The sequence below is a fragment of the Pseudomonas sp. SWI44 genome (assembly GCF_002947915.1).
GTDB classification, from domain to species: domain Bacteria; phylum Pseudomonadota; class Gammaproteobacteria; order Pseudomonadales; family Pseudomonadaceae; genus Aquipseudomonas; species Aquipseudomonas taiwanensis.
This window is the reverse complement of the sequence record NZ_CP026674.1, coordinates 2,750,039-2,763,924: the sequence shown is the minus strand read 5'-3', so window position 1 is coordinate 2,763,924 and position 13,886 is coordinate 2,750,039. Positions and strand designations below refer to the sequence as shown.

General features: G+C 63.2%; 13 protein-coding genes. 7 read left to right on the top strand and 6 right to left on the bottom strand.

The features are described from left to right. The first annotated feature begins 72 nt into the window (after positions 1-72). Genes C4Q26_RS12965 through C4Q26_RS12955 form a run of 3 tightly spaced genes read left to right on the top strand, consistent with a single transcriptional unit; the run spans position 73 to position 3,745 of the window. A complete protein-coding gene (locus C4Q26_RS12965; protein WP_027907229.1) occupies positions 73-1,887 on the top strand; it encodes an ATP-binding protein in 1,815 nt (604 codons plus the stop codon). Beyond that, positions 1,884-3,293 carry a sigma-54 dependent transcriptional regulator gene (locus tag C4Q26_RS12960; RefSeq protein ID WP_104883143.1) on the top strand — a complete coding sequence of 470 codons (1,410 nt, stop codon included), beginning with the start codon at positions 1,884-1,886 and terminating at the stop codon, positions 3,291-3,293. The genes C4Q26_RS12965 and C4Q26_RS12960 overlap by 4 nt, the downstream gene beginning before the upstream one ends. Further along, entirely contained in the window at positions 3,290-3,745 is a 456-nt protein-coding gene (locus tag C4Q26_RS12955) for a YiiD C-terminal domain-containing protein (protein WP_023382880.1), read from the top strand. Before C4Q26_RS12960 ends, C4Q26_RS12955 begins: the two co-directional genes overlap by 4 nt. Before the next feature lie 42 nt (positions 3,746-3,787). On the opposite strand, the gene cysQ is transcribed toward C4Q26_RS12955, so the two are convergent. Continuing rightward, positions 3,788-4,615 carry a 3'(2'),5'-bisphosphate nucleotidase CysQ gene (cysQ, locus tag C4Q26_RS12950; protein WP_104883142.1) on the bottom strand — a complete coding sequence of 276 codons (828 nt, stop codon included), beginning with the start codon at positions 4,613-4,615 and terminating at the stop codon, positions 3,788-3,790. Beyond that, on the bottom strand, positions 4,612-5,178 hold the full coding sequence (gene nudE / locus C4Q26_RS12945; protein ID WP_023382882.1) for an ADP compounds hydrolase NudE: 567 nt from the start codon (positions 5,176-5,178) through the stop codon (positions 4,612-4,614). Before nudE ends, cysQ begins: the two co-directional genes overlap by 4 nt. A 64-nt stretch (positions 5,179-5,242) precedes the next feature. Here nudE and yrfG point away from each other — a divergent pair, with 64 nt between their 5' ends. Further along, a complete protein-coding gene (gene yrfG, locus C4Q26_RS12940) occupies positions 5,243-5,905 on the top strand; it encodes a GMP/IMP nucleotidase (RefSeq protein WP_023382883.1) in 663 nt (220 codons plus the stop codon). 63 nt (positions 5,906-5,968) lie between these two features. On the opposite strand, the gene lysM is transcribed toward yrfG, so the two are convergent. After that, positions 5,969-6,409, bottom strand: coding sequence for a peptidoglycan-binding protein LysM (lysM, locus tag C4Q26_RS12935; protein WP_023382884.1), 441 nt, complete (start codon positions 6,407-6,409; stop codon positions 5,969-5,971). Between the two features lie 174 nt (positions 6,410-6,583). Between lysM and fdhD the strand changes: the two genes are divergently transcribed. From fdhD to C4Q26_RS12920, 3 genes are all read left to right on the top strand, one after another. Beyond that, positions 6,584-7,414, top strand: coding sequence for a formate dehydrogenase accessory sulfurtransferase FdhD (gene fdhD / locus C4Q26_RS12930; RefSeq protein ID WP_023382885.1), 831 nt, complete (start codon positions 6,584-6,586; stop codon positions 7,412-7,414). A 5-nt stretch (positions 7,415-7,419) separates the two neighbouring features. Further along, positions 7,420-9,765 carry an FdhF/YdeP family oxidoreductase gene (locus tag C4Q26_RS12925; protein WP_104883141.1) on the top strand — a complete coding sequence of 782 codons (2,346 nt, stop codon included), beginning with the start codon at positions 7,420-7,422 and terminating at the stop codon, positions 9,763-9,765. Positions 9,766-10,003: 238 nt separating this feature from the next. Next, entirely contained in the window at positions 10,004-10,483 is a 480-nt protein-coding gene (locus C4Q26_RS12920; protein WP_023382887.1) for a glycine zipper domain-containing protein, read from the top strand. 56 nt (positions 10,484-10,539) lie between these two features. Here C4Q26_RS12920 and C4Q26_RS12915 read toward each other — a convergent pair whose 3' ends face one another. The 3 genes from C4Q26_RS12915 to hslO form a co-directional block, all read right to left on the bottom strand. Next, positions 10,540-10,980: a thioesterase family protein gene (locus tag C4Q26_RS12915; protein ID WP_023382888.1), complete on the bottom strand. Its 441-nt coding sequence runs from the start codon at positions 10,978-10,980 to the stop codon at positions 10,540-10,542. 226 nt (positions 10,981-11,206) lie between these two features. Beyond that, positions 11,207-12,754, bottom strand: coding sequence for a phosphoenolpyruvate carboxykinase (locus C4Q26_RS12910; protein WP_023382889.1), 1,548 nt, complete (start codon positions 12,752-12,754; stop codon positions 11,207-11,209). A gap of 179 nt (positions 12,755-12,933) precedes the next feature. Further along, positions 12,934-13,833, bottom strand: a complete 900-nt coding sequence (gene hslO / locus C4Q26_RS12905; protein WP_023382890.1) for an Hsp33 family molecular chaperone HslO — start codon at positions 13,831-13,833, stop codon at positions 12,934-12,936. Positions 13,834-13,886: the final 53 nt, after the last annotated feature.

The following is a 13,886-nucleotide window of genomic DNA, read 5'->3' as shown; positions in this document are numbered from 1 at the left end:
ATGGCCGCAGGCGCTGATGACCTGCCGTAACTAGCGCATAATTGCGCCAGACTCTTCTGGCGCCTTTACGCGATGATTGCAAAACCCACGCCCCCTCGCCGCCCCCGCTGGCGCAGCCTGGCCCTGCTGGCCCTGTGCCTGGCTCCGTTGCTGTGGCCCCTGCACCACCTCGCCGAACGTTACTATCAGGACGAACTGGCCTCGCAGAACCGCCAGACCCTCGACCTGTATGTCGCGAACCTGCTCGGCACCCTGCACCGGTACGAGACCTTGCCGCAGATCCTCGGCGACCTGCCGGCGCTGCGCAACGTGCTGGCCGACCCGTTTCGCATAGAAGCGGTCACCAACGCCAATCGCTTGCTCAAGGACATCGTCCACCAGACCGGTGCCGAGGTGATGTACCTGATGGACGTGAGTGGCAACACCCTGGCCGCGTCGAACTGGGACAAGCACGACAGCTTCGTCGGCCGTAACTTCGCCTTCCGCCCGTACTTCATCGAAGCCATGGAAGGACGTCTGGGGCGCTTCTTCGGTCAGGGCACCACCTCGGCCAAACGCGGCTACTTCTTCGCCGCGGCCGTGCGCGACCGCGAACGGGTGGTCGGCGTGCTGGTGGTCAAGGTCGACCTGGACCACACCGAAACCCTTTGGGGCCGGACGCCCGAGCAACTGCTGCTGACCGACCAGAACGGCGTGGTGGTGCTGACCTCGCGGCCAGACTGGCGTTTCCGTTCCACCCGTGAGCTGACCGAGGCCGAACGCCAGGCGATCATCGCCATCCAGCCCTACCCGACCCAGGCGCCGCAGCCGTTGACCCTGGACCCTCAGGCCTGGCTGATCCAGACCCGCGACATCAAGGAAACCGGCTGGCAAGTCAGTATTCTCGCCCCACGCATCCTGGTCGACCGCTCGGTGCAGACCGTCATGGCCATCGGTGGCGGCGCCTTGCTGGTGCTGATGTTGCTGGCCGGGCTGGTAATGCAGCGACGACGCCACTATATCGATCGCATCGACTTCGAGGCACGTGGCCGCCAAGAGCTCGAAAAGCGTGTGATGGAACGTACCGCCGACCTCGAAGGCCTCAACGCCCGCCTCAAAAGCGCGGTGCTCGAACGTGAGAATGCCCAGCAGGAATTGGTCCGTGCCCAGGACGAGCTGGTCCAGGCCGGCAAGCTGTCGGTGCTCGGTACCATGTCGGCGAGCATCAGCCATGAGCTCAACCAGCCCCTGGCCGCGATCCGCAGCTACGCGGAAAACGCCGAGATCCTGCTCGACCACCAGCGCACCGAAGATGCCCGCGGCAACCTCAAGCTGATCGGCGAGCTGACCGGGCGCATGGCTTCGATCATCGCCCACCTGCGTGCGTTCGCCCGGCGCGATCGCCATGCCCCGGAGAGCGTGGCCCTGCAGCCGGCCCTGGATGATGCCCTGGCCCTGCTGGCCAAGCGTCGGCGCGCCATGGCCGTGGAACTGATCCGCGACCTGCCGGACGCCACCCTTTGGGTGCAGGCCGGTGAAACCCGCCTGCGCCAGGTGCTCGGTAACCTGCTGGCCAACGCCCTCGATGCACTGACCGAAAAAGCCAACCCACGTCGACTTTGGTTGAGTGCCGAAAAGCGTGACGACTACGTCTACCTGTACATTCGCGACAATGGCCCAGGTTTCAGCCGCCAGGCCCTGGAGCATGCCAAGGAGCCATTCTTCACCACCAAGACCCGCACCCAAGGCCTGGGCCTGGGCCTGGCTATCTGCGAAAGCCTGATGCGCGCCCTGGGTGGCGAACTGCTGCTCGGCAACCACCCGGAAGGTGGCGCCCTGCTGACCTTGCAGCTGCGTGTGGCCAAGCCTGGCGCCAACCTGCAACCTTCGGAGGACCCCTCGGCATGACGACCGAGACATTCATCGACAGCCACGCCCAGGTCATTCTGGTGGACGACGATCCACACCTGCGCCAGGCCCTGAGCCAGACCCTCGACCTGGCGGGGCTGAAGGTGGTCGCCCTGGCCGATGCACAGGACCTGGCCGGGCGCATCGAGCCTGACTGGCCGGGGGTGGTGGTCAGCGATATCCGCATGCCTGGCATCGATGGCCTGCAACTGCTGGAACAACTGCACGGGCGCGACAACGAGCTGCCGGTGCTGCTGATCACTGGCCACGGCGATGTGCCGCTGGCGGTACAGGCCATGCGCGCCGGGGCCTACGACTTTCTGGAAAAGCCGTTCGCCACCGATGCCTTGCTCGATAGCGTGCGCCGCGCCCTGGCCTTGCGCCGCCTGGTGCTGGACAACCGCAGCCTGCGTCTGGCCCTGAGCGACCGTCAGCAGCTGTCCACTCGCCTGGTTGGCCTGTCGCCCGCCATGCAGCGCCTGCGCGAGCAGATCGGCGCCCTGGCCGGTACCCGCGCGGATGTCCTGATTCTGGGCGAGACTGGCGCCGGCAAAGAGGTGGTCGCACGTGCCCTGCATGACCTTTCCAGCCGCCGCGATGGGCCGTTCGTGGCGATCAACGCCGGGGCGCTGGCCGAGTCGGTGGTGGAAAGCGAACTGTTCGGCCATGAGCCGGGCGCCTTCACTGGCGCGCAAAAACGCCGCATCGGCAAGTTCGAGTTCGCCAATGGTGGCACGCTGTTCCTCGACGAAATCGAGAGCATGAGCCTGGATGTGCAGGTCAAGCTGCTGCGCCTGCTGCAAGAACGCGTGGTCGAACGCCTGGGCGGCAACCAGCTTATCCCGCTGGATATCCGCGTGATCGCTGCCACCAAGGAAGACTTGCGCCAGTCCGCCGACCAGGGCCGCTTCCGCGCCGACCTTTACTACCGCCTGAACGTCGCCCCGCTGCGTATCCCGCCACTGCGTGAACGCGGCGACGATATTCTGGTGCTGTTCCAGCATTTTGCCGATGCCGCCAGCCAGCGCCACGGTCTTGCGCCACACAGCCTGCAACCGGCGCAACGCGCCATGCTGCTGCGCCACGACTGGCCAGGCAATGTGCGCGAACTGCAGAACGCCGCCGAGCGTTTCGCCCTGGGCCTGGAGCTGGCCCTCGACGGCCAGTTGCCAGCCGCGACGGCACCGGCAGCCCCGGTGCTCAGCGGCAATCTCAGCGAACAGGTCGAACAGTTCGAACGCTCGCTGATCGCCGCCGAGCTGGCCCAGCCGCACAGCTCGATGCGCAGCCTGGCCGAAGCCCTTGGCATCCCCCGCAAGACCCTGCACGACAAGCTGCGAAAGCATGGCCTTAGCTTCGAAGGCGCCAGCAGCGGAAACGACGACCAAGAGGACCCTCGCCCATGACCACCGACAGCCAGTACCTGCAGTCCGTACTGCACCATGACATTCCCCTGACCCGCGAAATGGGGCTGGAAGTCGTTGGCTGGCAAAATCACTGCCTGCAGCTGCAACTACCGCTGGAGGCCAACGTCAACCACAAGAGCACCATGTTTGGCGGCAGTCTGTATTGCGCCGCAGTGCTGGTAGGTTGGGGCTGGTTGCACCTGCGTCTACGCGAGCTGGGCATCGATGACGGCCACATCGTCATTCAGGAAGGCCAGATCAGCTATCCGCTGCCGGTGACGGGTGCGGCCCAGGCGCGGTGCCCGGCGCCAGACGACAAGACCTGGGAGCGGTTCATCACGCTGTATCAGCGTCGCGGACGGGCGCGGCTGACGCTGGAAACCACCGTCAGCAATCTTGGCAGCGACGAGCCTGCGGTGCGTTTCAGCGGGCAGTACGTACTGCATCGCTAAAGCAGCAGATCGCCGGCAAGCCGGCGATCGACCCGCACACCATCAACGTTTGACACAGTGCTCGATGAACGCCTCACGCCAGCTGGCAGCGGCCGGCAAGGCCAGGAAGAAGGGGTTGAGCAGCGACTCCCGCGCGGGATAGCGAAATGGCTGACCGTCCACTTCGATGACCTCGCCGCCCGCACCCTCCACGACACCCTGGGCAGCTGCCGTGTCCCATTGCGAAGTCGGCGCCAGACGCGGGTAGCAATCGGCGCTCCCCTCAGCCAGCAGGCAAAACTTCAGGGAGCTGCCGATATTGGCCAGTTCCAGCTCACCGACAGTGCCTCCCAACCCCGCCAGTAGCGCCTCCTGCTGAGGGCTGGAATGACGACGGCTGGCCACCACCGTGAAACGGCTACCGGCAGGCGGCGTGTTGCGCACCCGAATAGACAGGGGATCGGCACCTGGATCGGCACGCCAGGCACCGAACTGCCGACCACCGAAGTAGCAGCGACCATTGGTCGGCATGGCCACCACGCCAAACACCACCTCGCCTTCCTCGATCAGGGCGATATTGACCGTGAACTCTTCGCTGCCGGCGATGAACTCCTTGGTGCCATCCAGCGGGTCGACCAACCACCAGCGCGTCCAGCCCTGGCGCTCGGTCAGCGGGATGTTGCAGTCCTCTTCCGACAGCACGGGAATGTGCGGCGCCAGGGCCGCCAGGCCGTCGGCGATGACCCGGTGCGCTGCCAGGTCGGCAGCCGTCACCGGCGAATCGTCGGCCTTGGCGTTCACCGCTACGTCCGACTGCCAGAACGGCAAGATAGCCTCGCCCGCCTGCACGGCCAGCTTCACCACTTCATGCATCAGCTGTTGGTCGTTCATGCGTCGAGCAGCCCCCGCTGGATCAGCAGGTCGCGGGCCAGGTACAGCGCCGCCAGCGCCCTGCCCTCGGTGAACTGCGGGTGCATGGCCAAGGCGGACAACTCGCGCAGGTTGACCTTGTCGACCCGCATCGGCTCCGGCTCGTCACCTTCCAGGCGCTCTTCGTACAAGTCAGTGGCCAATACCACCTGGATCTTCTGGCTCATGTAGCCCGGCGACAGCGACAGCTCGGTCAGGTGCTCAAGCTGCCGAGCGCCGAAACCGGCTTCTTCCTTGAGCTCACGGTCAGCCGCCGCCAGCACGTCTTCGCCCGGTTCGATCAGGCCTTTGGGCAGCGACAGCTCGTACTCGTCGGTACCGCCGCAATACTCTTCGACCAACACCGCGTGCTCTGCATCGAGCATAGCCACCACCATCACCGCGCCGTAACCGTTGCCTCGGCCCACCAAGCGCTCGTAGGTGCGCTCGTTGCCGTTGGCGAAGCGCAACTGCACGGCCTCGACGCGAAACAGGCGGCTGCTGGCGACGATCTCGCGATTGAGGACGGTAGGTTTCTGGCGCATGGGGCGGCTCCTTGGCGTGAACGGGTTACTATACCGTGGCTTGCCGACTGATCGAGAGTTTCCCATGCCTGTTCTTCCCTGGTCCGCCATCGATACCGTCCTGCTGGACATGGATGGCACACTGCTCGACCTGCACTACGACAACCGTTTCTGGCTGGACCACCTGCCCCAGCGCTACGCCGAACTGCATGGGGTGAGCCGGGCCATGGCGGAACTGGAGCTGCAACCGTTGTTCGAGCGCAACGCCGGTACGCTCAACTGGTACTGCCTGGATTTCTGGAGTCGCGAACTGAACCTGCCGATCCGCGAACTCAAACGCGAAATCGCCCACCTGATCGCCCTGCGACCCGATGCCGACACCTTCCTGGCGGCAGTCCGCAAGGCAGGCAAGCGGGTGGTAATGATCACCAATGCCCACCGCGACTCGCTGTCGCTGAAACTGGAGCGTGTGGAGCTGGCGTGTTACTTCGAGCGGCTGATCAGCTCCCATGACTATGGGTACCCAAAGGAAAGCCCGCAATTCTGGGACGCACTGCAAGCCGATATCGGTTTCGATCCGGCCCGTAGCCTGTTCATCGACGACACCCTGGCGATTCTGCGCAGTGCACGACGGTTTGGCGTGGGGCATCTGCTGGCGGTACGCCAACCCGACAGCCAGGCAGCCCCGCGGGACACCCAGGAGTTTGCGGCGGTCGAGGATTACCGGGAATTACTGGCCGGGCTGTAGCACCGTGATCGACGCCAAGCCTTCCCCTGCACGAGCCGGCTTGGCCTCGATAGCACCACCCGATCAGTCCGGAATCCGCAGCACCTGCCCCGGATAGATCTTGTCAGGGTGCTTGAGCATCGGCTTGTTCGCCTCGAAGATCTTGTTGTACTGGTTGGCATCGCCATATTCGGCTTTGGCGATGGCACTGAGGGTGTCACCCTTCTTGACCGTGACGAACCGCGCGGCCTGGGCAACCGGCCCGGTGACGGTGATCTGGTCCTCGACAGTGGCCACTCCGGCGATATTGCCGGCTGCCAGAATGATCTTTTCCTTTTCCTCCTGGCTGGCCACCTCGCCCTTGAGGATGATCTTGTCTCCTTCCACAGTGGCGCTGATGTTCGGGTTTCCCAGCCCGACGGTCTCCACATGCTTCTTGAGCTGTTCCTCGGCCTTGGCATTGCCGGGGGTCAGCAGGTCGATCAACTTCTCGCCGGCTTCCTTCACGAAACTGAACAGGCTCATGACGCGCTCCTTGTTGATGAAACCTCGGAGCCAGGAGTCTAGGCCAGGATCGCCGCCCCCGCTCCCCTGCGACCAATCGACGCGCTCTATCAAGGCATAGACCCTAGCGATTAGACGTGGGCAGCCCACGCGCCTAGGCTTGTGCTATCAAAAAGCCGTCGAAAGCCAGCTCCGATGAACAGCAAGCCTCCGGTCTGCGCGGCCTCCACACCCCTGTCCATGCCGGCCGCCAGCAATACCTACGATTACGTGCAGCTCGACGATGGCGAACGAGCCAGCACCCCGCTTGCCGAGGAAGTCGCCCTGGCCATCGCCTACAACGGCCTCAATCAGGCCGTGATGCTGGTCAGCCCCACCGACCTTGAGGACTTCGCGGTCGGCTTCAGTGTCGGCAGTGGCATCGTCGAAGGCACAGCGGAAATCTACGACCTCAAGCTCTCGGGCAGCGGCTCGGCCATGTATGCCGACATCGAGATATCCAGCCGCGCCTTCTGGAACCTGAAGAACCAACGCCGTCAGTTGGCCGGCACCAGTGGCTGCGGCCTGTGCGGGGTCGAGGCGCTGGAACAGGCCTTGCCAGAGTTGACCGAGTTGCCCGGCGCGCCCCTGCCGCCGGCGGCCTGGCTGGTCGGCCTGCGCCAGCGTATCGACCAGTTCCAGCCCTTGGGGCAGCACTGTGGGGCGGTACACGCCGCACTGTTCATGGACCGTAACGGCGAGTTGCTGCTCGGCCGTGAAGACATCGGCCGACACAACGCCCTGGACAAGCTGATCGGCGCGCTGCTGCGTCGGGAAATCAGCACCGACGGCGGCCTGGCCATCGTCACCAGCCGCTGCAGCCTGGAACTGATCCAGAAAGTCCTGCGCGCCGGGATCCAGACCCTGGTGAGCCTCTCGGCCCCGACCGGCCTGGCCCTGCAGTGGGCGCGCAAGCACAACCTCAACCTCATCCACCTGCCCAAACACAGCGCACCGCGGGTCTACAGCCCAGCGGCGGAGTCGTAACAGTCGTGACCTCGTACCAGCACCTTCCAGACAACGCCCCAGCTTCCACCCCTCGCTACAAGCCCTATGACGGCCCCGCCGGAGGCTGGGGCGCGCTGCGCAGCGTGGCCAAGGCCTGGGTCGCGAGCGACAACGCGCTGAAGAACATTCGCGCACTGCTCAAGACCAACCAGAACGGCGGCTTCGACTGCCCCGGCTGCGCCTGGGGCGACTCGCCCGAAAGCGGCATGGTCAAGTTCTGCGAGAACGGCGCCAAGGCGGTCAACTGGGAAGCCACCAAGCGTCGGGTGGATGCGGCCTTCTTTGCACGCTACAGCGTGAGCGCATTGCTCGAACAAAGCGACTACTGGCTCGAATACCAGGGCCGCCTGACCGAGCCAATGGTTTACGATCCGGCCAGCGACCGTTACCGACCTATCGCCTGGGACGACGCCTTCGCCCTGATCGCCCGCGAGCTGAACGCCCTGCTCACCCCCGATCAAGCTGAGTTCTATACCTCGGGCAGGGCCAGCAACGAAGCGGCATTCCTCTACCAGCTGTTCGTGCGCGCCTACGGCACCAACAACTTCCCCGACTGTTCGAACATGTGCCACGAGGCCAGCGGCGTAGCCTTAAGCCAGAGCGTCGGGGTCGGCAAGGGTACCGTCACCTTCGACGACTTCGAGCATGCCGACGCGATCTTCGTCTGGGGCCAGAACCCCGGCACCAACCATCCACGCATGCTCGACCCACTGCGCGATGCGGTCAAACGCGGCGCCCAGGTGGTGTGCGTCAACCCGCTCAAGGAACGTGGCCTGGAACGCTTCCAGCATCCGCAAAACCCGCTGGAAATGCTGACCAACAGCGACCGCCCGACCAATACCGCCTTTTTCCGCCCGGCCCTGGGCGGCGACATGGCGATGCTGCGCGGCATGGCCAAGTTCGTCCTGCAGTGGGAGCGCGAAGCCCAGGCCAAGGGCGAGCCAGCCGTATTCGACCATGCCTTCATCGCCGAGCACGGCCATGGCGTCGATGAGTACCTGGCAGCAGTGGATGCCACCTCGTGGGAGCATATCCAGGCCCAGTCCGGCCTGGCCCTTGCCGACATCGAGCTGGCAGCGCGCATGTATTGCCGCGGCAAGCGCGTGATCATGTGCTGGGCGATGGGCATCACCCAGCATCGCCATTCGGTGCCAACCATCCAGGAAATCGTCAACTTGCAGATGCTGCGCGGCAACATCGGTGTACCAGGCGCCGGCCTGTGCCCGGTACGTGGCCACAGCAACGTGCAGGGCGACCGCACCATGGGCATCAACGAACGCCCACCGGCAGCGCTGCTCGATGCCATCGAGAAGCGCTTCAACTTCCGTGTGCCACGCCACAATGGCCACAATACCGTCGAGGCGATCCACGCCATGCTCGATGGCCGGGCCAAGGTGTTCATCGGCCTGGGTGGCAACTTCGCCCAGGCCACGCCGGACACCGAGCGCACCGCTCAGGCCCTGCGCAACTGCGAGCTGACCGTGCACATCAGCACCAAGCTCAACCGCAGCCACCTGATCCATGGCAAGCAAGCGCTGATTCTGCCGTGCCTGGGCCGCACCGACATCGACCTGCAGAGCGAAGGCCCGCAGGCGGTCACTGTGGAAGACTCATTCAGCATGGTCCACGCCTCCAACGGCCAGCTCAAGCCGCTGTCGACCCTAATGCGTTCGGAACCAGCCGTTATCGCCGGCATCGCCGCCGCCACACTGGGCAAGCGTCCGGTGGACTGGCACTGGCTGGTGGCCGACTACGACCGTATTCGCAACCTGATCGGCGACACCATTGCCGGTTTCAGCGGCTTCAACGAGCGCCTTCGTCATCCCGGCGGCTTCTACCTGGGTAACAGCGCCAGCAGCCGTGAGTGGAAAACCAACACCGGTCGCGCCAACTTCAAGGCCAACCTGCTACCGGACACTTTGCTCGATGAGCGCGTCCAGGCCAGCGGCCAGTTGCCCGACCTGATCATGCAGTCGATGCGCTCGCACGACCAGTACAACACCACGATCTACGGCCTGGATGACCGCTACAGGGGGGTACGTGGTCAGCGCGAAGTACTGTTCGCCAACGAAGCGGACATCATCCGGCTGGGCTTCCAACCGGGGCAAAAGGTCGACATCGTCTCATTGTGGGGGGATGATCATGTACGCCGTGTGCACGGGTTCACGTTGCTGGCGTTCGACATCCCGGCTGGCCAGGCAGCGGCTTACTATCCGGAAGTGAACCCGCTGATTCCGCTTGAGAGCATCGGTGAGGGCAGCCATACGCCAACCTCCAAATTCGTCGCCATCAAACTGGAGCGAGCGCGGGATGATGGTCGTATTCTGTAGGCACCGGCTGGGCGACGATCAGGCCTGAAAACGCACCTGCGAAAACGAAAAAAGCCCTGTCCGTAATGGCTCAGGGCTTTTGTCATAACAGCCTAAGACAAGCGAAAATCGAGAAAGTTTCAACGAAAAAACAGTAACTTAGAGAATTGTGTACAACTCGTGTTACTCGTCGGATTTTCGTTGCCAGCAGCCTCGCAGAGCCTCAAATTCGCCTCGTCATCCCTATGAGGCTTTCTCGATGAAGAAGTACTCCTCGATTCTGTTGTTGTCTTTCAGCTTGCTCAGCGGCGTTGCCATGGCAGGCGGCACCACCGAGGCCGGCATTGGCGGCGCATTGGGTGGGGTACTGGGCTCGGTTGTGGGCCAGTCCATCGGTGGTAGCACCGGCGGCGCCATTGGCGCTGGCCTGGGCGGTGCCGCAGGCAGTGCGGTAGGTGCCGACAAGCACCAGCGTGGTGAGGCCGCCATCGGCGGTGCGCTGGGTGCGGCAGGCGGTAACGTGGTAGGTCGCTCCGTAGGCGGTACCACCGGTAGCTACATTGGCGCAGCAGCCGGCGGTGGTGCCGGTGGTGCGCTGGGTAACTACATGGGTAACAAGGCCGATGAAGACGAGCGTCACGAGCACCGCCGTTATCGTCGTGACTACGACGACCGTCGTCACTGGGACCGTGGCCACCACTACGGTCACCGCAAGCACAAGCGCCACTGGCGCGACTAATGCCTGAGGCCTCTGGCCTGGCAACAAAAAGCCCCGCCCTCACCCGCGGGGCTTTTTTATGTCTGAGGGTCCAACTGCAGGCCCGAGAGAATGCTGCTCAACGCGCTCGGCAGCGGCACCGGGCGACCGCTTTCCCGCTCGATGAACACCTGCACCACCCTACCGGCCGCACAGGCATCCTGATCCCCAGGGCGAAACAGCGCCAGACGGTACTCCACCGTGCTGCCCGCCAGGCGGGTTATACCCAAGCCCACCTCCAGCACATCCGGGAAACCCGGCAGCGCATAGAAGTCCGCCGACGAACTGACCACGAAGGCTGCCAACTCACCATCGCGCAAGTCCATATCGGCTTGCTCGACGAGAAATGCCTGAATGGCGGTCTCGAAGAAGCCATGCACGGTGGCACCGGCGACATGACCGTTGTGGTCGTTGTCCTGAGGGCGAGTGAGTATCGGGTGAAAGTGGGAAAAGGCGGTTCGGTTTGGAGATTCTGTCATTGACCTGGCCCGGTGATTTGCACGGATATCGACAAGTGAAACAGAATTTTCCTGAAGGCGGATAAATTTTACCGGCTGCTAAAGGGCCCATGGCGGCACAGAGGCAGCGCAGAACCTGCAAGCGCTGGTTTGCCAGCGATGGGGAATCGGCTTGACCGCCGGTAGCAACGCTAGACACGAAAAAGCCGCCCCTTGGGGCGGCTTCTTCGTTGCAACCAGCGACAGCTTACAGCTGCGGACCAGCGGCCTTGATGGCGTCGGATACGTCGAACTTCTTGAAGTTCTCGGTGAACAGCTTGGCCAGACCCTTGGCGGCTTCATCGTAGGCGGCTTTGTCAGCCCAGGTGTTACGTGGGTTGAGCAGCTCGGTCTCGACGCCTGGAACAGCCTTGGGCACGTCCAGGTTGATGATGTCCAGGTGCTCGGTCTCGGCACCGATCAGTGCGCCGCTCTGGATAGCGGAGATCACGCCACGGGTGGTCGGGATGCTGAAGCGCTTGCCGACGCCGTAGCCACCGCCGGTCCAGCCGGTGTTGACCAGGTAGACCTTGGAGCCAAAGGCATTGATGCGCTTGATCAGCAGCTCGGCGTACTCGCCAGCCGGACGCGGGAAGAACGGTGCGCCGAAGCAGGTGGAGAAGGTCGACTTGATGCCGCCGCCCGAGCCCATTTCGGTGGAACCGACCAGCGCGGTGTAGCCGGACAGGAAGTGGTAGGCAGCCTGTTCGTTGTTCAGGATCGAAACCGGAGGCAGAACACCAGTCAGGTCGCAGGTCAGGAAGATGACCGCGTTAGGCTCGCCGCCCAGGTTGGCTTCGGAACGCTTGGCAACGTGCTCCAGCGGGTAGGCAGCGCGGCTGTTCTGGGTCAGGCTGACATCGGCGTAGTCGGCGTGCTTGTTGGCGTCGAGAACGACGTTTTCCAGCACTGCACCGTGCTTGATGGCTTTCCAGATGACCGGCTCGTTCTTCTCGGACAAGTCGATGCACTTGGCGTAGCAGCCGCCTTCCATGTTGAAGACGACGCCTTCACCCCAACCGTGCTCGTCGTCACCGATCAGGTAACGGCTTTCGTCGGCCGACAGGGTGGTCTTGCCAGTGCCGGACAGGCCGAAGAACAGGGTTACATCGCCTTCTTCGCCGATGTTGGCGGCGCAGTGCATCGGCAGCACGTCGGCGGCCGGCAGCAGGAAGTTCTGCACCGAGAACATGGCTTTCTTCATTTCACCGGCGTAGCGCATGCCAGCGATCAGCACTTTCTTCTGGGCGAAGTTGATGATCACGCAACCATCGGAGTTGGTGCCGTCACGCTCAGGCTCGCAGACGAAGTTGGCGACGTTGAGGATCTGCCACTGGTCGCGACCGGCCGGGTTGTACTGGCCCTTCTCCGGGTTGATGAACAGGCAACGGCCGAACAGGTTCTGCCAGGCGGTCTGGGTGGTCATCTTGACCGGCAGGTAGTGCTCGGCGGCAGCCCCTACGTGAACGTAGGAAACGAAGTGATCCTGAGCGTTGTTGAACGCTTCGACGCGATCCCACAGGGCATCGAACTTGTCGGCCGGGAACTTGCGGTTGATCGGGCCCCAGGCGATGGCGTCCTGAGTGGAAGGTTCTTCGACGATGAAACGGTCAGCCGGCGAACGACCAGTACGGTGACCGGTCTCGACTACCAGTGCGCCAGTATCGGCCAGCACGCCTTCACCGCGGGACAGCGCTTCTTTTACCAGCTCATCGACGCTCAGGTCGGTGTACACGGTGTTGTTGGCTTGCGTCATGAGATACCCCATCCGGCCCGAGGCCGAGTGCTCCAAACGTTTTGTAGTTGTCTGTAAAAAACTACTACAGCGAAAAAAGTGGCCGGATTATGCCAGAAACGCCCAAAAAAAGTAGGCCCCTCCTGTCAGAACTGCTCTTTTGCGCAATTCGACAGGAGATTTCCCTGAAATTAAACGTTTCAGTGGCGAGTTTCTGACGCCGAGTTCGTGCCACCGCCGGCAAACAGTTGCGCAACATCGCTGGCATCGAAGAAATAGCGCTCGTTGCAGAACTGGCAGTCGATCTCGACCTGTCCGCCACATTCTTCCACCAGCTGCGTAGCGTCGTGCTCGCCAAGACTGACAAGCGCATTGCCGGAACGTTCGCGCGAGCAACTGCATTTGAAATGCAGCGGCTGGATATCGAACAAGCGAACGGCGTCTTCGTGGTAGAGGCGGTGCAGCAGGGTTTCGTTGCCCAGCTTCCACTCTTCGGGCTTGAGCGTGCTGGCCATCGCAATGACGTGCTGCCAGCTGTCTTCACGCTCTTCATCGTCAGGCTGACGATCGCGCGGCAACTGCTGCAGCAGCAATCCGCGCGCTTCGCCATTACTGGCATCGAGCCAGAAGCGGGTGTTGAGCTGCTGCGACTGAACGAAGTAATTGGTGAAGCATTCCGACAGCGTGGCGCCATCAAGGTCGACGGTCCCCTGGTAGCGCTGGCCTTTGATCGGGTCGATGGTCAAGGTCAGGTGGCCGTCCGGCATCAACTGCGACAGGGTCGCGTCGTCAGGAATCTGGTCAGCCTCATAGCGCGCCATGCCGCGGATCTCGCGCTCGCTCGAGCACTCCATCATCAGCAGTGGGATCGGCCCTGCCGAACGCGCCTGCAGGATCAGCAGCCCGTCGAACTTGAGCGCACCGACCAGCAGCGAGGTCGCCGCCATCAGTTCACCAAGCAGCTTGGCGACCGGTTGCGGGTACGGATGGCGAGCCAGCACATCGGCATAGCTCTGGTCGAGCGACACCCACTCACCGCGCACATCGCGCTCGTCGAAGATGAAACGTTGGGTGAAATCTGTATCTGGCAAGTCGCTCATGGTTGTCTGGCTATCTAAAAATGATGACAAAATAATTACAGGGAGTTACGAAC

Coding starts and splice junctions, on each gene's coding strand:
- lysM (WP_023382884.1), bottom strand. CDS start 6,409: ATGAGCCTGTTCAGTTTCGTGAAGGAAGCCGGCGAGAAGTTGATCGAC.
- C4Q26_RS12960 (WP_104883143.1), top strand. CDS start 1,884: ATGACGACCGAGACATTCATCGACAGCCACGCCCAGGTCATTCTGGTG.
- fdhD (WP_023382885.1), top strand. CDS start 6,584: ATGAACAGCAAGCCTCCGGTCTGCGCGGCCTCCACACCCCTGTCCATG.
- nudE (WP_023382882.1), bottom strand. CDS start 5,178: ATGCGCCAGAAACCTACCGTCCTCAATCGCGAGATCGTCGCCAGCAGC.
- cysQ (WP_104883142.1), bottom strand. CDS start 4,615: ATGAACGACCAACAGCTGATGCATGAAGTGGTGAAGCTGGCCGTGCAG.
- C4Q26_RS12915 (WP_023382888.1), bottom strand. CDS start 10,980: ATGACAGAATCTCCAAACCGAACCGCCTTTTCCCACTTTCACCCGATA.
- yrfG (WP_023382883.1), top strand. CDS start 5,243: ATGCCTGTTCTTCCCTGGTCCGCCATCGATACCGTCCTGCTGGACATG.
- hslO (WP_023382890.1), bottom strand. CDS start 13,833: ATGAGCGACTTGCCAGATACAGATTTCACCCAACGTTTCATCTTCGAC.
- C4Q26_RS12965 (WP_027907229.1), top strand. CDS start 73: ATGATTGCAAAACCCACGCCCCCTCGCCGCCCCCGCTGGCGCAGCCTG.
- C4Q26_RS12955 (WP_023382880.1), top strand. CDS start 3,290: ATGACCACCGACAGCCAGTACCTGCAGTCCGTACTGCACCATGACATT.
- C4Q26_RS12920 (WP_023382887.1), top strand. CDS start 10,004: ATGAAGAAGTACTCCTCGATTCTGTTGTTGTCTTTCAGCTTGCTCAGC.
- C4Q26_RS12910 (WP_023382889.1), bottom strand. CDS start 12,754: ATGACGCAAGCCAACAACACCGTGTACACCGACCTGAGCGTCGATGAG.